Source organism: Emticicia sp. BO119, from assembly GCF_013912375.1.
Classification (GTDB): Bacteria; Bacteroidota; Bacteroidia; order Cytophagales; family Spirosomataceae; genus Emticicia.
In genome coordinates, this window is sequence record NZ_JACETV010000001.1 from 1,533,742 (window position 1) to 1,553,783 (window position 20,042).

General features: G+C 34.5%; 15 protein-coding genes. 7 read left to right on the forward strand and 8 right to left on the reverse strand.

Features of this window, described 5'->3' with window-relative positions:
- Window positions 1–66: 66 nt before the first annotated feature.
- The 4 genes from H1R81_RS06570 to H1R81_RS06585 form a co-directional block, all read right to left on the reverse strand.
- Window positions 67–2,463 carry an ABC transporter permease gene (locus H1R81_RS06570; protein ID WP_181839862.1) on the reverse strand — a complete coding sequence of 799 codons (2,397 nt, stop codon included), beginning with the start codon at window positions 2,461–2,463 and terminating at the stop codon, window positions 67–69.
- Window positions 2,464–2,552: 89 nt separating this feature from the next.
- The gene (locus tag H1R81_RS06575; protein WP_181839863.1) at window positions 2,553–2,891 is read right to left on the reverse strand and encodes a PadR family transcriptional regulator; all 339 of its coding nucleotides are present in this window, start codon (window positions 2,889–2,891) and stop codon (window positions 2,553–2,555) included.
- A gap of 276 nt (window positions 2,892–3,167) precedes the next feature.
- Window positions 3,168–4,091 carry an NAD-dependent epimerase/dehydratase family protein gene (locus tag H1R81_RS06580; RefSeq protein WP_181839864.1) on the reverse strand — a complete coding sequence of 308 codons (924 nt, stop codon included), beginning with the start codon at window positions 4,089–4,091 and terminating at the stop codon, window positions 3,168–3,170.
- Between the two features lie 68 nt (window positions 4,092–4,159).
- Complete coding sequence (locus H1R81_RS06585) at window positions 4,160–4,729, reverse strand: Crp/Fnr family transcriptional regulator (protein WP_181839865.1); 570 nt, start codon at window positions 4,727–4,729, stop codon at window positions 4,160–4,162.
- 115 nt (window positions 4,730–4,844) lie between these two features.
- On the opposite strand from H1R81_RS06585, the gene H1R81_RS06590 reads away from it, so the two are divergent.
- The gene (locus tag H1R81_RS06590) at window positions 4,845–5,654 is read left to right on the forward strand and encodes a metallophosphoesterase (protein WP_181839866.1); all 810 of its coding nucleotides are present in this window, start codon (window positions 4,845–4,847) and stop codon (window positions 5,652–5,654) included.
- Here H1R81_RS06590 and H1R81_RS06595 read toward each other — a convergent pair.
- The gene (locus H1R81_RS06595) at window positions 5,647–6,444 is read right to left on the reverse strand and encodes a sialate O-acetylesterase (protein WP_181839867.1); all 798 of its coding nucleotides are present in this window, start codon (window positions 6,442–6,444) and stop codon (window positions 5,647–5,649) included. The two genes, H1R81_RS06590 and H1R81_RS06595, sit on opposite strands and share 8 nt — an antisense overlap.
- A 44-nt stretch (window positions 6,445–6,488) precedes the next feature.
- Entirely contained in the window at window positions 6,489–9,152 is a 2,664-nt protein-coding gene (locus tag H1R81_RS06600) for a carboxypeptidase-like regulatory domain-containing protein (protein WP_181839868.1), read from the reverse strand.
- A gap of 290 nt (window positions 9,153–9,442) precedes the next feature.
- Between H1R81_RS06600 and H1R81_RS06605 the strand changes: the two genes are divergently transcribed.
- From H1R81_RS06605 to H1R81_RS06630, 6 genes are all read left to right on the forward strand, one after another.
- Window positions 9,443–11,170: a T9SS type A sorting domain-containing protein gene (locus tag H1R81_RS06605; RefSeq protein WP_181839869.1), complete on the forward strand. Its 1,728-nt coding sequence runs from the start codon at window positions 9,443–9,445 to the stop codon at window positions 11,168–11,170.
- A gap of 197 nt (window positions 11,171–11,367) precedes the next feature.
- Complete coding sequence (locus H1R81_RS06610) at window positions 11,368–11,910, forward strand: hypothetical protein (protein ID WP_181839870.1); 543 nt, start codon at window positions 11,368–11,370, stop codon at window positions 11,908–11,910.
- Between the two features lie 198 nt (window positions 11,911–12,108).
- Complete coding sequence (locus tag H1R81_RS06615) at window positions 12,109–12,744, forward strand: peroxiredoxin (RefSeq protein WP_181839871.1); 636 nt, start codon at window positions 12,109–12,111, stop codon at window positions 12,742–12,744.
- A gap of 131 nt (window positions 12,745–12,875) precedes the next feature.
- Entirely contained in the window at window positions 12,876–13,682 is an 807-nt protein-coding gene (locus H1R81_RS06620) for a glycoside hydrolase family 25 protein (protein ID WP_181839872.1), read from the forward strand.
- A gap of 78 nt (window positions 13,683–13,760) precedes the next feature.
- Window positions 13,761–15,404: a glucose-6-phosphate isomerase gene (pgi, locus tag H1R81_RS06625; protein ID WP_181839873.1), complete on the forward strand. Its 1,644-nt coding sequence runs from the start codon at window positions 13,761–13,763 to the stop codon at window positions 15,402–15,404.
- A gap of 347 nt (window positions 15,405–15,751) precedes the next feature.
- Complete coding sequence (locus H1R81_RS06630) at window positions 15,752–17,605, forward strand: LysM peptidoglycan-binding domain-containing protein (RefSeq protein ID WP_181839874.1); 1,854 nt, start codon at window positions 15,752–15,754, stop codon at window positions 17,603–17,605.
- 59 nt (window positions 17,606–17,664) lie between these two features.
- Here H1R81_RS06630 and H1R81_RS06635 read toward each other — a convergent pair whose 3' ends face one another.
- The gene (locus H1R81_RS06635; RefSeq protein ID WP_181839875.1) at window positions 17,665–18,603 is read right to left on the reverse strand and encodes a formylglycine-generating enzyme family protein; all 939 of its coding nucleotides are present in this window, start codon (window positions 18,601–18,603) and stop codon (window positions 17,665–17,667) included.
- Window positions 18,604–18,630: 27 nt separating this feature from the next.
- Window positions 18,631–19,989: a hypothetical protein gene (locus tag H1R81_RS06640; protein WP_181839876.1), complete on the reverse strand. Its 1,359-nt coding sequence runs from the start codon at window positions 19,987–19,989 to the stop codon at window positions 18,631–18,633.
- Between the last annotated feature and the right edge of the window lie 53 nt (window positions 19,990–20,042).

Below are 20,042 nucleotides of genomic sequence, written 5' to 3' on the forward strand. Positions count from 1 at the left end.
AAAGGGGGACTTGTTTTAAATTATAGATAGATTTTTCCTAAACTCCCCTTTTGGAGCTGAGCGTGATTACTCCGCTTTTAAAGATTTTACAGGATTTGTTAATGCGGCTTTGATAGATTGATAGCCGACTGTAGCAACCGCCACTGCAATTATTAACACACCAATAATTGCATAAAACCACCATTCGATGTTAATATGGTAAGCAAAGTCCTGCAACCATTTATTCATAAAATAGTAGGAGAGGGGACACGCCACAATAAAGGCAATGCCAACCAGTTTTAAAAAGTCACTTGAAAGCAAGACGGTAATACTTGTTACAGAGGCTCCTAAAACCTTGCGGACACCAATTTCTTTGGTACGTTGTTCTGCCGCAAAAGCAGCTAAACCAAATAAACCCAAGCAGGAAACAAAGATGGCAACTATAGCAAAGGCATTGAATAATGTGGCAATGCGTTGCTCGGTATTGTAAAGCCTGTCATAAGTATCATTTAAAAAATGATACTCTAATGGGCGGCTTGGAATAAATTCGGCCCATAGTTTTTCAGTTGAGGTAATTGCCTCCTTTTCTTTCCCTTTTACTGGCTTTACATATACTCCACCCCGCCAGTTATCCTCGCTAAAAATTACCAGAGGGCCTATTTGTTCGTGCATACTTTTAAAATGGAAGTCTCTGACAACGCCTAAAATTATACCCTTACGGCCATGAAGGTGAAAACGCTTGCCTACAGGCTTCTTTATTCCGAATTTTTTTACTGCTGTCTCATTAAGCACAACATTTTCTTTATCGGCTAAATTGTTTTCTCCAAACCAGTGCCCTGCGGCCATTTTTAATCCAAAAACTTTCTGATAATTATGTTCAACTGATAATTGAGAGACTGTGGGCTGAAAGTCTTCAGGGCGACCATCCCAGTCTAAACTACCGCTATGCGTACTTTTGATATCCACTATATTCTGGCTGGCAGTAGTTATGGATTCAATGCTTGATTCTGTCAGTAAACGGCTTTTTATTGTATTAATATCAATTTTAGATTTAATATTCCATGGAATCGAAAACTCAAACATATTGGCTTTTTCATAGCCTAATTTTACATTTTGAATAAATTTTATCTGTTGAAATACCACCAGTGTAGCAATCAGAAAAACAGATGAAACCACAAACTGAACAACTACCAAAGTTTTTCGGAATGAACTATTGTTTGATTTCAAAATGTTAAAACCTCTTAAAGCCCGGATTGGCTGAAAGGAGGAAAGTAGGATGGCGGGATAAATTCCAGTTAAAAGTATGGCTAAAAAAGTAGTACCTAAAAGCACAAGCCAAAGTGTGGTATCAGTCAGGTTAAGAGTAAAATGTTTATCAGCTAACTCATTGAAAAAAGGTAATAAACTGTAAACTAAACATAAGGCTATACCCAATGCTACCATACACATCAAAACCGACTCCACCATAAACTGGATAAAAAGCTGTGAATATTCAGCCCCGATAATCTTTTTAACACTTACTTCTTTGGCTCTCAGGCTTGCTCTTGCAGTCGCTAAATTTACATAGTTGATACATGCAGTAAACAAAATAATAAAAGCAAGTGCTAAGAAGATATAAGTAGTTTTTGCATCACCCTTTGGTATGTCATTAGAACGGTCCACACCATCCATATGAATGGCTGTAATTGGTTCAGTTAAAAGTGTTACATTGTCTTCAATCTTTCCTGTTTTGGGGTCTTTTCTTGCTAATTGCAGAATTCTGGTAATCTTCTGGTCTAATTTTGAAAGATTGACATTAGGCTTGACCAATACAAAAGTTTCATAATTAAAGTTGCCCCAATTGCTATCATTTTCAAAGGTTTTAGGATTCGATAAATAAGCCGCCATTGGCATTAGAAAATCATACTGAAAACTCGAATTAGTAGGGTTGTCTTTAAAAACAGCTCTTACCATATAATCAAGTGTATCAATTTTGATGATTTTTCCACTTACCTTAATGTCTCCAAATAATTGAATCGCCTTTGATTCAGTCATCGCGATGCTTCTCAGATTTTTGCCAAACTCTGTAAAATCCCCATCAATCAAATCATAATCAAATACATTAAACCAGTTATTATCAACACAGGCCACTTTCTTTTCAATGGATAACTTATTTCCAATTTTCATAGGAGCACCATTCCAGAAAGGTCTGACAGTACGTGTAACTTCCTCTGCTTCAGGTAGTTGTTTCAACTGTTCAGCTAACAACATAGGTGTGGTTGACCAAATCCATGTTTCTTCCTTGTTTACTTTATTATGCGTAATAATTTGTCGAATTCTATCTGATTTTATATGATAAGTATCAAAACTTAATTCGTTCTGAACCCAAATCAACATGAGTACAGCCACAGCCATACCAACAGCTAAGCCGCCTATATTTATGAGAGAAGAAACCCGGTTTTTGAACAGGTTTCTAAGGGTGATGGTGAGGTAATTGCGTATCATAATTTTGAGAGGGAAAAGATTAGTATGGGTTATAAGGGTAATGTTTAGTAATAGCTATAGAATAAAGCCTTCAGGCAAATTCAGTGGTGTTATATGCTTATAGTAGCTAAACTTTGCGGTGGAATGGAATCCCACATCCGGTTGCGTAAAAGTCGAATCTCGTCGAGGGTGCGATTGCCTAAAGTTGTTACTGAAAACAATCGTTTACGTCGTCCACCTCGTTCGGCAGTAGCCTCTCCCATATGAGAACTTAACATATTCTTTTCTTCTAAGCGGTTTAAAGCTGCATGAACGGCACTAATACTAAGTGAACGCCCCGTTTGTTGTTCGATTTCTTCTGTAATAGCTACTCCATAAGCACCATCGCCTAATATGGCGACCGTCAGTAAAACAATTTCTTCAAATTCCCCTAAATAGGTTCTTCGCATAATGGTTTTATATGAATCAGGTTTAAATAAAATTAACTGACGAAATAAGTTATGTGGAAGGAAAGAAACAAATTTAAACCGGCTCCATGTCTGTATCAGTTGAACAAATGATATGCCAAGCCCAAAACTGAATAAAAACAGAGTGATTTTGATGTTTTTTTTAAATTTTAGTGTCCGAAATCGTACAGTTGGCTTGTCCGATACCGTACATGTTTTATAAATAAAAAACAGCCTTTGGAGGGCTGTTCATTAGGCGTCTTTCTGGAGTCTATTTTCTCAACTTTCAGCTTTTAATATTTCCTTTACCCCTTGCTGATAAGATGTTGGTTTAAAGTTAAAATACTTTTCAAACTTACTGCTATCAAAAAAGTATTCTCTGTCATATTGGTATCGCATTTCATAAATTTCTTTGAGAAACGGGACAAAAAAGCCAGCCAATTTTACCAAAAAGGTAGGGAATAACTGATATTTCCCACTTTTGCCCATTTCTTTGGCAAATAGTTGAATCCATTCTTCACCAGTTAAAGAATTATGGTCTGTTGGTAGATTCCAGATTTGATTATAGGCTTCGGGTGTATTTCCGAGCATAGCGGTTGCTTTTCCGGCATCAGGGGTATAAGTAAAAGTGTGCTTCACCCTGGCATTGAAAAACCATTGTGCTTTTTTACCTTCTGACAAATTTTTATGAACGAGTTCCATTAATATGCTTCTGTCTTTTACTGCACCATAAAAATCAGCCGCTCTGGTTATAATAGCTTGAAGTTTTCTTTCCTTAATGGCGTTTAAAATCATTCTATCTAAAACTGCACGTATTTCACCTTTCTTGCTTGTAGGGCTAAAAGGAGATTCTTCAGTAATGTGCTTAACATTATCGCCTCCAATCATATATACATTATCGAAGAATACCAGCTTGCTATTATTTTCAATACAGGCATCTATTACATTCTGCATCAGTTCAGGCCATTGTTTTTGCCAAACACTTAGCTTGTATTCAAAACCAACTGTGAGGTAAACAATTTCAGAGCCTTTAATAGCTTTGAAAACTTCTTCTTTATTGGTTAAATCTGCCGGATGAATTGTATCCGTAGCATTAATTTTTTTTGGATTTCTGCTTACCAAACGAATCTCATTTGTGTATTTTTTTAAGGCTTTCGCAAGTTCGATCCCTATTGCACCGTTAGTTCCTAATATTGTTTGCATAATTGTCTGTTTTTGTTTTTTGATGACACAAAGTTCAGCAACAAACAAATTCATGCTCTTGACAAAAATCAAGAAATTGCCTTTCGCCTTATTCTACTAAAAGTTTCTGGAGTCATACCCAACATTGAAGCTATATATTGTAGAGGCACCTGATTGAATAATTCTCTGTTTTGCTTAAAAAAGAAATTATACCTTTCTTCTGCAGTCATAGATAAATGACTGAAAATCCGATCTTCTAACATAGTAAAACATTTGGCGATGAAAAGTTTTTCAAGTAAATGCCATTTCGAAATTTTATTACCAATCTGGTTATAATCATCTTTTCTGATTGTATATAGTTCGACATCTGTCAAGGCTTGTATTGTCCATCTGGCAGGACTATCAAAAACCAGACTTGAAAGATCGGTAATAAAATAACCCTGTGTCGAAATCCATTGCGTTACTTCTCTGTCTTCAGTAGTTATGTAAATACGAAGCATACCGGATTTGATAAAACTCAGTTTTTCACAATGCCGGCCAGTTCTCAGATAAAAATCCCCTTTCTTTAAAGTTTGGTGTATGAATAAGGAGCTAATAAGCATTAGGTCTTCTTGCTCAACGCCAAAATAAGAATTAATGTATTTTTCAAGTTCGGTCATTATTTTTCGGGAAATATGATATTTAAATTTTTTATCCAATCTTAATATCTCTCCCCAAATTAAGAATAATATTTTATGTAGTTTTGAAAATTGAAAAACTAAACACCTATAACCTATGCAACGCAGAGATTTTCTGAAAAATGTCTCTTTAGCTACTATCCTGTTAGCAGACGGAAGTATTATTCCAGCCTTAAGCGCAGAATCATTTGCCAAGCGAAACAGACTCAGATTTGTAGTTGCTTCTGATGGACATTACGGACAAGATAAAACGGCATTTCAACAGTATTTCGATACAGCAGTCAACCAGATCAATCTTCAACATAAAAAGGGGAAATTAGATTTGTGTATTTTCAATGGGGATGTAATTCATGATAATCCTTCATTTTTACGGGCTTCAAAACAAGCCTTAGATAAACTTGAAATGCCTTATTATGTTACTCAGGGAAATCATGATAGAGTAACACCGGAAATTTGGGAACAAACCTGGAAAATGCCGCTTGATTATGACGTGGTGATGAAAGATAATGCTTTTTTATTTGGTACAACTTCTAATATCAAAGGTGAATACCTTTGCCCGAATGTCAGTTGGTTCAGAAACAAATTGGAAGAGCATAAAAATAAAAAGAACGTATTCATCTTTGTGCATATCACACCGGTGAAATGGACAGAGAATGGGGTGGATTGCGTAGAGTTTCAGGAATTAATGAAACAATATAAGAATGTAAGAGGAGTATTTAACGGGCATGACCACGACCAGGAAGGTGTAAAAATAAAAGATGGGATTCCCTATTTGTTTGATTCGCATATAGGCGGAAGCTGGGGTACCGCTTACAGAGGTTTCAGGATTGTTGAACTTAAGAGAAATAATGATATATTAACCTATTTAATGAACCCAATAGAAAAAATCAATGAAGCAACTATTTAGCTTTGCTCATTGATTTTAAGTATGTTTCGGCAAATCTCTGACCAAGCAAGCGCTGTCCGTCTGAATTGAAATGAATAAAATCACCTTTGTGCTTTAAATCGCCTGTGTTAATCAAATAACAATTAGGGTCAGATTTTACATACTGTCTGATGATCTCATTAATTGCATTCCACTCTGAAGGTGATTTAGAATAATTACCCAATTCACCTATCAGTATCGGAAGTGTATCATTATTGGCATATTGTCTGAAAATACTAAATATTTTTTTTAGATTATCATTGTAAAGAGGAATAGCTTTGGCATTTGCATCACTTTCTCCCTGATGCCATAAGATTCCTTTTACTATACCTTGCTTTTTTGCGAATTCCATTTTCTCACGAAAATTAGTCATTAATTTCACGCCTCTGTGCACAGAATCTCCAAGCCATTGCCTGCTTGAACTTCCACCGACAGCTGTCGGAATAATCAGAATAGTAATAGAATTGTCAATTCCTTTCAATAAATTTTGCGCAAAAGATAATCCACAATCTAAACCCTTAAGATTAGGCTCATAGAAGTGTATAGGCTCTCTGGCTTTAATAATCTGGAAGTTTTTGTCAATTGTAAGTATTCTATCATTAGTAATTGTATCGTGTGTCTCTAATAAACCTCTTCCAGCCATATTAGATTGTCCTGCCATCAGGAAAACCCATATTTCTTTATTAGATACCTTACTATTACTTATCTGCTTACCTGGATGACAGGCATATAATCCTGAAATAACGAAGAGTGCCAGAATAATTCCTTTCATGGTAATAAATTCACTTGTATTGGGGTGTCATCAACTATTTAATTTTATTTCTTTGTAGTAATCACAATTATTCCGTTTCCACCTCTTGCCCCGTAAATAGCAGCATTGCCGTATTTAATTGCACCAAGTGAAGCAATATCTCTTACGTTTATACTACTCAATAAAGCGAGAGTCAGGTTTGGGTCATCAGTAAAGTTACCATCTATAGAAATTGCTGCTGGTCTAACTCCTCCTTTTAAACTTGTTGAACTACGAAATCCAACAAATTCAGGATTCGCAATTAATCCTGGTATCCTTTTTAACAAATCAAAGATTGTAAGATTCATATCTATTTCATTGATTCTTACATTAAAATCGGTAAGAACACTTCCATAAACTTTTTCATCGGGCACCTCAATCTGTGCACGATTGAATTGAATACCAGCAATAGAGAGCCGATTGGTACTATCAAGGCTTAATTTTTTTGGATTTAGTACTTCAATATCTTCGAAATTAGTTCTATTTAGGTTCTCAAGATCAAGCCAGAAGTCATTAGGTAAACTACTCGAAATGCCTTCTTTGCCCCAAAAATCTCTCATCTCTGCATTCTGATAGTTTGTGACTGTTCCGTCTGCGGCAAATTCGAGATAAAAATTAGGTAAAACAATTTGTGAACGTTTATAGGGATAATCCCTAAAAGTAAGCCTTACTGCTTCTGTCCTTTTGGTTAAGAATACTAATAAAGGGTATTCTGAATATAAATAAAAGTGATTTGTTTCCTCATCAAATTTGCACAATTCCTTGGCTTTGCCAATTACTAAGGAGCTATCCTCCAATTGTGATTTCACGGTCACAGTCGCATCATATAAGTCAAGTATTTTTCTCATTTTAAATACCTTAAACCCATTCTCCTCTAATCTGTTCTGGCTTAATGAAATCAGAAAATATTTTAAGCTTTCCTGATAAATTTTTTGCTGGTTCTTTTTCCAGAGTAAATCTTGTTTTTCATTAACAGGAGTGAGTTTCTTAAAGAACTTATCTCCTTTAACCACACTCTCTTTTCCATCAGTTTCAAACTGATTCAATTTGTAAGTCATTATATACCCCAAAGCATTGTTTAGAATAAAAAGAGGTTTATCCGCTTTTGCGGTTAATTTTTTTGATTCATCATAATTAAAACTAACTACTTCGGGGTTTGAAATAATGCAGCTTTCTGTAAACTGTGTTTTGCCGACTAATTCTGTTGGGTCACCTAATAAAGTCCTGGAAAAGATTTTCCAGTTTTTCTGGTAGTCTTTATTTTTTTCGCCTAAAAGTGAAAAATTATCAGGTTTTAGATTGATTTCATGAATAACTGAGTTTTCTTTCGCATTGATAGCTTCCTTCGAAACGTAAAATTTAGGATGATATGTCAATAATTCAAGTTGTTGCAGGGCAGAAGGAACTTTTAATGTGAATCTTCCTTCTTTATTAGTTGATACACCATTTTCTGTATGATTTACGAATACTTCGGCTGATTCAACAGGAATACCATCTGCATCAGTTACTTTTCCATTGATAAACCAGAATTTCTGCTCATTTTCGGCATATATACTTGCTAAATTTTCAGGAGTTGATTTTTCTAAAATGGAGTCTTCACCTTCAAAATCATCAGGTAAAAGGTTTGAAAAACCTTCGTTCCCCCAATAATCTCTTAAAATCATTCCGTTTGGTTTGGTCACCCAACCGTTATGAGTAAATTCTATAGAGCCATTTGTCATAACAATCTGTGAAAATTTATAAGGATAGTCAGAAAAAACAGGTCGTGGATTAAAATGATTAAGCAGGAAAATTATCAATGGTTTATCGGAACCAAGTATATATCTTTTAGTAAGACTATCGTATTTACAAATTGAATCTGCCCTACATTTGAAAATAGTGCCATCTTTTAAGTCTTTTGCCACTGTCGTTCTACCCAGGTACACGTCTTTTATATTAGACTCCTGAAATATCTCAAAACCATTTTCCTCTAATTTATTCTGACTAAGTGATACTAAGAAATTTCTGAAAGAATCATGATAGGCTCTTTTTCTGAATTTTTTCCATTTATTTTCCTGTCTTTCATCTTTTGACTTTAGTTTTTCAAAAAATTTATCTCCTGCAAAAAAGGTCAATTTGCCATTTGAGATAAATGTTTCCATCTGAAACATAATTTTATAGCCTAATCCATTATTCTGAATAAAAATAGGTTCATCAGCAGTAGCTAAAACATTTTTGTCTTTATCATACTCTAATCTGATTGATTCGGGATTTAATATTTCGCAATTAGAAGTAAATTGAGAATCTCCTAATAATCCTTCTTTAAATATTCTCCATTTCTTTTTCCAGTCTTTATCTCTTTTGGCGGTAATCATAACCTCTTTAAGCATATTTGAGGTTTCCATTAGAAAGATAATGGTTTTATTCATTTCATAAGGTGCGAGCACTTTTTTTACCGTATTATAACCTATAAATGAAACTACTAATTCGATCTTTTGAATACTTTTAGGAATTCTTAAAATAAAGCTACCATCTACTTTAGTGGTTGTACCAATAGAAGTATTGTTAACATAAACATTAACAAATTCAAGTGGAGTTCTACTAACTTCCAAAACTTTTCCTTTTACAGTCCAGCTATTATCCTGCGCATGAGATTCAGTATAGAAAATCTGAGACAGAATCACAAGAAAGCATGTTAATTGCCATTTCATAATTTTAAACGGAGTCTTTGAAATATCTAATTTTTCAAGAATATATTACAAATATATAGAAATCCTGATTTTCAGGATAAGTATTTGGTTTCTTTCTTGACAAAGACGTTTTTTTACTACTTTTTGGCGTTAATTTCCAAGCATTTAAATCAATTTAGTATGAGTTTTGTGGAATATTGAAAGATTTATTGAATAAGAAAAAGCTTTAAAAAAAAATAATTTATTGGATCGAAAATTGATTGGAACACAACAACTGCTTTCTTTAAAATTTGCTACAAGCCAAAACTGATATGAGACTTATTATTTTACTATTGCTCTTCAACTTAATCTTTTGTAATTTATCTGGCCAAACAATTCCGGCATTCCCTGGGGCAGAGGGATTTGGTGCTTCAACTACTGGTGGCCGGGGTGGGCAGGTCATTTATGTTACCAACCTTAATTGTAGTGGTACGGGGTCGTTAGCAGCTGCTTTGCAGGTTGTAGGTAAGAAATATATATTGTTCAAAGTAAGTGGTGTAATACCCTGTGCAGCGGAAGTATTTCAGGGAGATGTGTACATTGCAGGTCAGACCTCACCTGGCGGCATAATTGTTCGAGGAATCGTTTTAGATGAAATCTATGAAACCAATACAAATTCCAAAAATATAATTATCCGACATTTACGTTCAAGACCAAAATTAGGTACCAATCTTCCTAATCAGGGTTATGTACTGGATGATGCCCTACGTTTAGACGGAGCTTCAAACGTCATTGTCGATCATTGTTCATTTGCGAATGCCATAGATGAAGCTGTGCAGATATCTAACTCTCATAATATTACTGTTCAGAACTGCCAATTGGCAGAGACTTTGGGAGAACATTATTCTTTAGGTGGTATGTTACTGAATTACAGTGAAGCAGGTCATGAACAAGACAATATCAGTATTCATCATAATGTCTGGAATAGGATCGGAGGACGAATGCCTGAGTTTTCTTGTGAATCTCCTTTTTGTCATAATAAGACATTGAATTTTGAGGTCTCAAACAATCTCTTTTGGGATCAGCAGATACAAACATGGTATAACCCTTGTACAACAGGTGGTGATGGCTGTCGTGATTTTCATCTGAATCTTAATTTTGTTGATAACAGAACGGTGGCGCGAAACAGTTACACAGGACCACTGGCATCAGCCGATTTATTGGGTAATGCAAATAATCATTTATTTGCCAGTGGAAACACCATGAATCTATACCCGACATTAAGTGATTATCAGCTGTTTTATTGCTGTAATGATTTTAATACAAGTGCCCCGAATACAGATTTGGGGATTGCTACCCGTTTAAGTGCACGGCATAATTTTCCTTCTATAGCTTATACTGTTTCTAACCAGCTGGTTAATTATGCAATCGAAAATGTAGGAGCTTTTCCGAGAGATCCAATGGATAGAAGATTGATGAATCCCTTAAAAAATAATGTAATCGATTCTAATCCCATTAATGGTACAGATTATTATAATGATGCTTTTCAGACGGATACTTCTCAAAGTGTCCCTATTGATAGTGATAATGATGGTATGCCAAATGATTGGGAAACTGCAAATGGGCTGAATCCAAATGTCCAGGATCACAATGGCCTTCAGTTATCAAAGAAATTTACAGGTGTTGAAGGATATACAAATCTGGAATGCTATCTGAATGAATTATCTGATAAAGTAGTGGGTAAAAAAAATATTGTTATTGATCCGGGTGGTGGAACAACAATTACAGGATTGGAACTGAATGCCGATGAAAGAATAAGTGTAACTATTTCTCCAAATCCTGCCGAAGCCGGTATTACTATTAAACTGAATGGTGACTTAGCTTCAGATTGGAGATTTGAAATGATAGATTCGATTGGTAGGGTTTTAACTCAGGAAAACAATATTAATGAATCAACCAAAAGTTTTTACCTGCCAAGATTGATTCCAAACGGAATATATTTTATCAGAATCTACGTGCAGGAAGGTATTTTAGAGAAGAAAATTGTTGTGATAAAATGATTAATTTGAGTATAAGCACTTAACCGAAGGCTTAATGTATGATTATTGAATTAAGTCTGATAATTATTAAAATAAATCAAATAAAACTTTGAATTGTCATATAGTTAATTTACATTTAAGCATATAATTGAATGGTGATACAGTATTGGTAAGTTTTCGCGGATAAAATTTTTTAGACTCTTAAAATTTTTCTAATTATGAAAACGAATTTGTTATCGCTTATGCTGCTTTCAGCAATTGCTTATGCCTGCCAGACAGCCAATTCTTCTCAAAGTGGTTTCTATGACCTCGAAAAAGAAAAAAAAGAAATTATGGCTGTAATTCAATCCGAAACTGATTGTTTTTTCAAGAGAGATTATAATTGTTGGCAAAACCAATTTGCGCACTCTGACTACGCATATCAGGCCTGGAGTAACGCCGATGGAACTTTTGATGCCAGTGTAGGCTGGGAAAACATTAACAAGAACTTGGGCAAGTTTATTAAAGAGAATCCTAATGAAAAGGAAGAAGCAGGTAATAGTCACCCCATAGTAAAACGTGAAAATATACGCTATAAATTCTATGGGAATAACGCTGCACATCTGACATGGGATCAATACAATAGCGACCGCAATCAAAAGTACTTTCTGCAAAGCAAGGAGGTTCGCCTGATGGAAAAAGTAAATGGCCAATGGAAAATCGTCAATGTTTCAGCATTCTGGAATTATAAGGATAAAATACCTTTGGCCCAAATTCAATAAATCTTAAACGTATTACTTGAGACTTCATGTGAAGTCTCTTTTTTTGTGAAATATTGATTTATTTCTGTAATTTTCGCGGCTATTTTTATTCCGATATGGAACTAAAACAAAAAGAGAATCATTATAATATTATTATCTACTAAATCAGTAGATTAATATAGGTTTTAAATATTATTCATCATTTAAATCATAAACTTTATGTCACTTAGATTAGGAGATATCGCACCTGACTTTACAGCAGAAACTACCCAGGGTACTATCCATTTTCATGAATGGCTTGGAGATTCATGGGGATTGTTATTTTCGCATCCAGCTGATTTTACTCCTGTTTGTACGACCGAATTAGGTAAAACTGCGTTATTAAAAGGTGAATTTGAAAAAAGAAATGTAAAAGTGATTGCTGTTTCTGTTGATGATTTAGATTCGCATAATAAATGGGTACCGGATATTCAGGAAGTAAATGGTGTTGAGGTAAACTTTCCTATCATTGCTGATGGAGACCGCCAGGTAGCTACTTTATATGATATGATTCATCCGAATGCTTCTGAAAAAACAACTGTAAGATCAGTATTTGTAATTGGACCTGATAAAAAAATTAAGCTTACTTTGACTTACCCAGCATCTACCGGACGTAATTTCCAGGAGATTCTCAGAGTAATTGATTCTTTGCAATTAACTGCCAATTATCAGGTTGCTACTCCGGCAGATTGGAAAGATGGTGATGATACTATTGTTGTACCTGCTGTTTCTACAGAAGATGCGATTAATAAGTTCCCTAAAGGTGTAAACGTAGTGAAGCCATATCTGAGATACACACCACAGCCAAATAAATAATCTTGCATCATTAGATTTTATAGAGAAAACCGGGAGCAAAAACTTCCGGTTTTTATTTTTTGATTATTTTTGCACAATATTTGCCTTCAGATTAGCATTAGAATAATCGAAAAGATTTCGCTATTGCGTCAATGAGAAAAAAGAAAAAGAACCTGACAAATACTGCCAATCAGCAAAAGCCATTAGTAAAGCGAATAATCAATTTAAAGACTTTATATGCTTTAATTGTTATTTTGCTTATTATTCTTTATCCGGTTTATGTAAGTGATGGACAGAAGTGGACTTATGTAGATAGTTTTGGTATAAAGGTACCTTTGCGTTATACAATTCATGGTATCGATGTGTCGCACCACAACAAGAAAATCGACTGGCATAAGGTAAAAAACAGTAACGATAATGTTGGTGTTACTTTTTGCTTCATAAAAGCAACAGAAGGAACTGACTTAAAAGATCAGGATTTTCAGAACAATTGGAGAGAAGCAAAAAAAGTAGGATTAATCAGAGGGGCGTATCATTTTTATGTACCCTGGTCTGATCCAGTTTTGCAAGCCAGAAATTTTATTAATACAGTATCACTTGATGGAGGGGATTTTGTGCCTGTAGTTGATTTTGAAGTTCAGGGGCTTAATAAAAAAGTCAGGCAAAAACTTGTTGCTAATGTAACTACATTTATTGAACATCTGAAAAGCCATTATGGTGTCGACCCCATTATTTATACAAATAAGCATATCTATCGTCAATACATAAAAGGCAATTTTGATAATTATCCGCTCTGGATATCAGATTATGAAAGTAGAAAACTGGAGGGATTTGATAATTCAAATCTGATTCTCTGGCAACATAGTACTAATGGGCGGCTTGATGGTATCAGCGGCGATGTAGATTTTAATGTTTTTGTAGCTTCTAAAAGTCATTTAGACGATATTTGTATCAAATAACATTTTATTCCTAATCCCTAAAAGGAAAATATACTAATCAAATAAAGACCTCTACAAGGGAGTGGAGGTAAAAATACTATGCTACCTACTACAAATTTTACTCAAACCTCTGCATTTAAAAAACTTAAAAATCATTATAAAACCATCAGCAAAAAGCAAATTAGAGATTTCTTTGCTGAAGATAAAAACCGCTTTAAAAAATATTCTCTGAAATTTAATGATATTTTAGTTGATTATTCAAAGAATAATATCAATGGTCGAACGATGGCCTATCTGATTGAACTTGCACATGAATGTAATCTTTCTGAGGCTATTAATCAGATGTATGCAGGAGTGAAAATTAACCAGACAGAAAACCGCGCTGTACTTCACGTTGCATTACGGAATAGAAGTAATATGCCCATTTTAGTTGATGGTAATGATGTAATGCCTGAAGTAAATGAGGTACTGGCGAAAATGAAAGATTTTTCTGAAAAAGTAAATTCAGGATTTTGGAAAGGTTATTCAAATAAACCAATTACTGATATTGTTAATATTGGTATCGGAGGATCTGATTTAGGCCCTGTGATGGCAACTGAAGCCCTGAAACCTTATGCAAAAAAACTCAAAGTGCATTTTGTTTCTAATGTTGATGGTACTCATATTGCTGAAACTTTGAAAAAACTTTCGCCAGAAACTACCCTCTTCATGGTAGCTTCAAAAACATTTACGACTCAGGAGACAATGGCGAATGCTCATTCGGCACGTAGTTGGTTTTTAAGGACTGCTCAGGATGAGGAATTTGTAAAGAAACATTTTGTAGCAATCTCTACTAATCAAAAAGAGGTTGAAAAATTTGGAATTGATCCGGCCAATATGTTTGGTTTTTGGGATTGGGTAGGAGGAAGGTATTCCTTGTGGTCTGCCATTGGCCTATCAATAGCTTGTTATATTGGGTTTGATAATTTTGAAGCTTTACTTAGTGGTGCTTTTGAAATGGATAAGCATTTCAAAAGCACACCTTTCGAAAAAAATATTCCGGTTATTCTGGCTCTGTTAGGTATTTGGTACAATAATTTTCATGGAGCAGAATCTCACGCCATTTTACCATATGACCAATATATGCATCGTTTTGCTGCCTATTTCCAACAAGGCGACATGGAATCAAACGGTAAATATGTAGATAGAAAAGGAGGTAAGGTTGATTATCAGACAGGCCCAATCATATGGGGAGAGCCAGGAACGAATGGGCAACATGCTTTTTATCAATTAATTCATCAGGGAACGAAATTGATTCCTGCTGATTTCATCGCTCCAGCTATATCACATAATCCTTTAGGAGAACATCATAAGATGCTGTTATCAAACTTCTTTGCTCAAACAGAGGCTTTGATGAATGGTAAAACCTTAGATGATGTGGTAAAAGAATTAGCTGAAAAGTCACAAGAAGAAATTGACAAAATTGCTCCTTATAAAGTTTTCTTAGGTAACAGACCTACCAACTCAATTCTTGTAAAGAAAATTACACCTAAGACATTAGGAAGTCTGATCGCTATGTATGAACACAAAATTTTTACTCAAGGGGTAATCTGGAACATTTTTAGTTTTGATCAATGGGGTGTTGAACTTGGTAAACAATTAGCAAATAAAATATATCCTGAGTTGCAAGATGATACAATAGTTGTTTCGCATGACACTTCAACAAATGGCCTTATTAACCAATATAAAAAGTGGAGAAAATAAAAATTTTACATAACCTATTGATTTTCAGTAGGTTATATTTTTTCTTATAGTTTTCATTATTTTTTGAAAAAATAATTTTAATAGAAATTATAAAAAAAAATAGCGTTTACATTTGGAAATATCAAATGCGTATTTTACTTTAGCATCAGAATTTTAAAATAAGCTTTCCTAATTAAATTTAAAAAATGGTTAAACCGCACACAAAGGTAGGCCATAGCGAGAACGCAAGTTCAAACTCAAACCCAACGTAAAGTTATCAACTGTTATGGGGGATACTCATGTGTCTCCCATTTACAGTAACAGTGAATCTAAAAATGGACTTACGTGCTTTTAGAAATATTGTTTACTTGAATTTACTACTGGGTTGTTGGCTAAACAATAATTCATTTGCAGGAGATATAAACCCATACAACCCAGTAGTTCCAAATGAAGTTAAATTTGCGAATGTTACTTTTCAGTTGAATGATGTGACAAAGTACCTCATTCTGAATGAAATGAAAGACATTCTTTCAAATCGGCAGGTGCTTTTAAATAAATTAGAAAAAGCTACATTGTTCTTTCCTATTGTTGAACCAATTCTTAGGAGTCAGGGTGTTCCGGATGATTTTAAGTTTTTAGTCAATTATGATAAATATCAATTTTCAATTGAAAAAAATGGTACACCAGAATCGGAAACTTTCTGGTGTTTAGACAGACAGAAAGCAGAAGAGGTTGACTTGTTGGTAAATTCACAGATTGACGAACGAAAACACCTGATTGTTGCCACCAAAGGAGCAGCATTATGTTTGAAAAGAAATAACATTTTATATAATAATTGGGGAGCCACTTTGTACTCGTTAATTGCCCACAAAAAAATAATAAATCAATTAGAGGTAAACAGGAGATGGGTTAATTCGTCAAATGCTGAAAATGAGTATATTGCCTTAGATAGTCCAGCGTATATTGCATTACTGCAATTTTTAGCTTATAAGCTTATTATAGAACAGGAGTTTCCGGCTTTTAAACCACAAATACATAAAGTCGTATATGAGTACCCGTATAGCAAGGGAAAAAGTCTTAATCGTATATCGGCAGAATTAAAAGTTGATCTTACAGTATTAAAAGAATTTAATCCTTGGTTAATTGCCAAAAATGTACCTGATACTGAATGCCAGGTATTAGTTGTAATACCGACAAGCCGATTTAGTGAGATACGCGTCTTAACGGAATTATCGGCAAAATCTGGTGTGCCTTCAAAAGATATGGGGTTTCCTTTATTAAAAAAGGAGACTAAGCAATCAAAAAACAAAGGAGGTGTATTCTACAAGATTAATAATCTGAACGGGATACGAGCTGAAATGTGTGATAATGCCGTTAACTTAGCTTATAAAGCAGAAATACCGCTTAAAAAGTTTGTAGAATATAATGATATTAAAGAAAATGACTTGTTACAGATAGGTCAAGTGTATTATTTAGAGGAAAAGCGTACGAAAGCGAGTGTTCCGTTTCATATTGTGAGAGATGGAGAGACATTATGGAGTATTTCTTACATTTATGGTGTTAAATTAGAAAGTTTGCTCAAATATAACAGATTTGAAACAGTTCAGCGTTTACAAAGAGGAAGGGTTATCTGGTTGCAGACTACCAGACCTAAAAATAAACCAGTTGAATATATAAATATGCCAGATGAGTTGGAGGCAATAGATGAGATTGTAAGAACTGAAAGCGATGCTGAACTTAATGATAATGGAAAGGTCTTTTCTAAAGAACCTGTGAAGACTGACACAATCGTTTTAGTTGATAAGAGTAAAGTGCAGGTGAGTAAAGAAGCAGAAGTGAAAAATAGTAGAGGCGAGTTGGGATTAACATTTGAAGAAAAAGAATTAAATTCTTTACCTTTGACACAAGAAATTAGGAAAGAAGAAACAAAGAACTTAACTTTGTCCAAAAGTGTTAATACTAAAGATTCTTTGTCTACAGTCTTGAGAAAGGCCGAAACTGAAGTTAACACCACACCTCTCATAGCTCAGCAAATTACTAATCCATCAAAAGATAAAACCACGGAGCAAGGAAATTTTTTGTACCATTCAGTCAGGAAAGATGAAACCTTGTTCAGGATTTCAGTAAACTATAATGTGAGTTTGGAAGATTTGTGGAAATTAAACAATCTGTCCAGTAATATTGTGAAGATTGGCGTAGTACTGAAAATCAAACATTTGTAAATAGTATAGATTCACTCAATAGCTCAGATTAGCCTCTGCCACTGGCGGGGGCTAATTTTTTATTGAATATCCTTTACACAGCGAAAACCTACATGCATAAGGCTTGTTTCTGGGGTTGTAAAAGACCTGCCAGATACTCTATATCCATGACACCACGATGGCTCACACAAAAATGAACCTCCTCTTTGCACCTTTTCCTTTTTCTCAATCAATTCTGTTTCAGTCCCTTTAGCTAAATCTGAATAGTTAGTTTTCCAGTCTTCACACCATTCCCAAACATTTCCACACATATCATAAATACCTAATGGCGATTTAGCGAATGATGCCACAGGTGCGGCAAAATGAAAACCATCGAGTGTCTTGTCAAAATTCGGAAAAGTGCCGTTCCATGTATTTGCAAGATATTTTCCGTCAGCGACTAATTCGTTACCAAATGGGTATAATAGTTTTGAGTTTATTCCATTTCGTGCAGCATGTTCCCATTCAATTTCGTAAGGAAGTCTTTTTCCAGCCCATTTTGCATAAGCTTTGGCATCATTCCATGATACTTGTGTAACTGGGTAATTGTCTGGCGCTTTTAGGGAGTTTTTACCGTATGGAAATTCCCAATTTGCTCCTTTTTCTAACACCCACTGTTTGGTCGCCTCATTCAGAATACCACCATCACCAAATTTTTCTGCTTCTGTAATATACTTAGTAGCTGAAACGAATTTTCTAAAGTCGGCCACTGTTACCTCATAAGCATCTATTAGAAAAGGGTTTACCTTGACCCAGAAAACGGGCTTTTCCCATTCTACTCCATCGTCAGATCCTATTCGGGTAAAACCACCGGGTACATAAACCATATCAAGAGAGAGATTCTCTGGTGGATTATTAATTGAGGGCTTTTTGTCAGGTTCTGATTGATAAATTGTAATATTCTTTGAAAACTGATATGAATCAATGTCTTTTTTACAAGATAATAGAAGTAAAAAGAATAATACAAAGATATACTTCATTTTAAATATAGGTTTTTAATGATTATTTCAAGTGACTAATTTCGTTTCCAGGAGTTTGGCAATATGAACCTGCTTATAATTTAAGGCAAAACGGGCAACAAATATAATGGCTGTCCACCGCTGATAATCATAGGGCATACCCATTGTAAAATTCTGTATTACGGTTACCAAAAATACATAGGCAGTAAAGAGTGTAAAATTACAAGTGGGATTAAAAATTTCTTTAAATACCCATATCAACAATATAATATGAAGGGTGGTAAACACAACAAAACCGATGATACCTAAGTCATTAAGAGTTTGAAAAATCGGGGAGTCTATATATTTATGATGATAGCCATTTCCAAATATTACAGTCAACCAGTCTCCGTCATCTATTCTTTCATCTATACTCTTAAATAAATTGGTAATGTTTGTTACCCGTGTTGATGCAGAATCATCACCAGCTAATTTTACAGAAGTTGCGGTTTTGGTATCTGTTAATGATGTTACAATCCGTTCTATTCTTTCTGTAATAATATTAGACACATTAATAAAATATTCATCGAATCGGGTATGTTCCCAAAGGTAATAAATGCCTCCGCATGCCATAAAAAATAGGATTAATCCTTGCCAACCGAATGTCCATTTTAATACTTTATAAATATTATGGGCATTGATACTTGTGATATAATAAAAAAAGAAAAATACACCAGTTATCAAAATAATAGCCATTGCCTGGCATAGTGCAACTACTAATAATAGTATCAGAATACTCCCAACGTAAAATAGGCGCCACAATAATCTTTTTTCATCTTTGAGCAGAATGATTCCTGCTACGACTCCGCAATAGGCACTTTTGGCGTAAATATGAGGATTACCCATAGATGAAACCTGATCATCTCCGCTAAAACTGATTGAAGCACGCATACCAATTACATAGAGAGGATTTCTAAATATATAATATAGTAAACTCAAACCGCCAATTACACAAATAACCAGAGAAAATAAAAGAAAAGTGTTCTTTATAGAATTAATGGAAGTACCTGCAAAAATAAACATTGATAATAGTATCAGTGCCTGATACACAGCTTCAACTGTGGTATTGGTAAACCAACCCCTGTTTGGTGCATATACTGCCAGATAAAAAATAGCTATGACAGAATAAGCTATGCATAGCAAATACCCTAAAGTATTGGTCTGGTAAACTTTCTTGATTGTAAACGGAACTGCTAAAAGTAAACTGCCAATAGTTAATGCGGCAGTAAAAGCTGTACTGTTTGGTGCCAATTTAAGACCGTCTCTCAAGAAATATATAATCGGAGCGCCAAAAAAGAAAAAACTAAGACCCAGACTTTGACGATATTTTAATAATTTATTGAGTAATAAGTCTATGTAGATTATCATCTTTATTTTTTTTTACAAATATACTTTCCCTGTACCTAATTGCCATTTATTAT

What these genes read in the sequence shown, in the direction of transcription:
- H1R81_RS06575 (WP_181839863.1), bottom strand. Translation starts at nt 2,891, where the DNA reads ATGCGAAGAACCTATTTAGGGGAATTTGAAGAAATTGTTTTACTGACG.
- H1R81_RS06585 (WP_181839865.1), bottom strand. Translation starts at nt 4,729, where the DNA reads ATGACCGAACTTGAAAAATACATTAATTCTTATTTTGGCGTTGAGCAA.
- H1R81_RS06570 (WP_181839862.1), bottom strand. Translation starts at nt 2,463, where the DNA reads ATGATACGCAATTACCTCACCATCACCCTTAGAAACCTGTTCAAAAAC.
- H1R81_RS06590 (WP_181839866.1), top strand. Translation starts at nt 4,845, where the DNA reads ATGCAACGCAGAGATTTTCTGAAAAATGTCTCTTTAGCTACTATCCTG.
- H1R81_RS06580 (WP_181839864.1), bottom strand. Translation starts at nt 4,091, where the DNA reads ATGCAAACAATATTAGGAACTAACGGTGCAATAGGGATCGAACTTGCG.
- H1R81_RS06635 (WP_181839875.1), bottom strand. Translation starts at nt 18,603, where the DNA reads ATGAAGTATATCTTTGTATTATTCTTTTTACTTCTATTATCTTGTAAA.
- pgi (WP_181839873.1), top strand. Translation starts at nt 13,761, where the DNA reads ATGCTACCTACTACAAATTTTACTCAAACCTCTGCATTTAAAAAACTT.
- H1R81_RS06615 (WP_181839871.1), top strand. Translation starts at nt 12,109, where the DNA reads ATGTCACTTAGATTAGGAGATATCGCACCTGACTTTACAGCAGAAACT.
- H1R81_RS06610 (WP_181839870.1), top strand. Translation starts at nt 11,368, where the DNA reads ATGAAAACGAATTTGTTATCGCTTATGCTGCTTTCAGCAATTGCTTAT.
- H1R81_RS06595 (WP_181839867.1), bottom strand. Translation starts at nt 6,444, where the DNA reads ATGAAAGGAATTATTCTGGCACTCTTCGTTATTTCAGGATTATATGCC.
- H1R81_RS06605 (WP_181839869.1), top strand. Translation starts at nt 9,443, where the DNA reads ATGAGACTTATTATTTTACTATTGCTCTTCAACTTAATCTTTTGTAAT.
- H1R81_RS06600 (WP_181839868.1), bottom strand. Translation starts at nt 9,152, where the DNA reads ATGAAATGGCAATTAACATGCTTTCTTGTGATTCTGTCTCAGATTTTC.
- H1R81_RS06640 (WP_181839876.1), bottom strand. Translation starts at nt 19,989, where the DNA reads ATGATAATCTACATAGACTTATTACTCAATAAATTATTAAAATATCGT.
- H1R81_RS06620 (WP_181839872.1), top strand. Translation starts at nt 12,876, where the DNA reads ATGAGAAAAAAGAAAAAGAACCTGACAAATACTGCCAATCAGCAAAAG.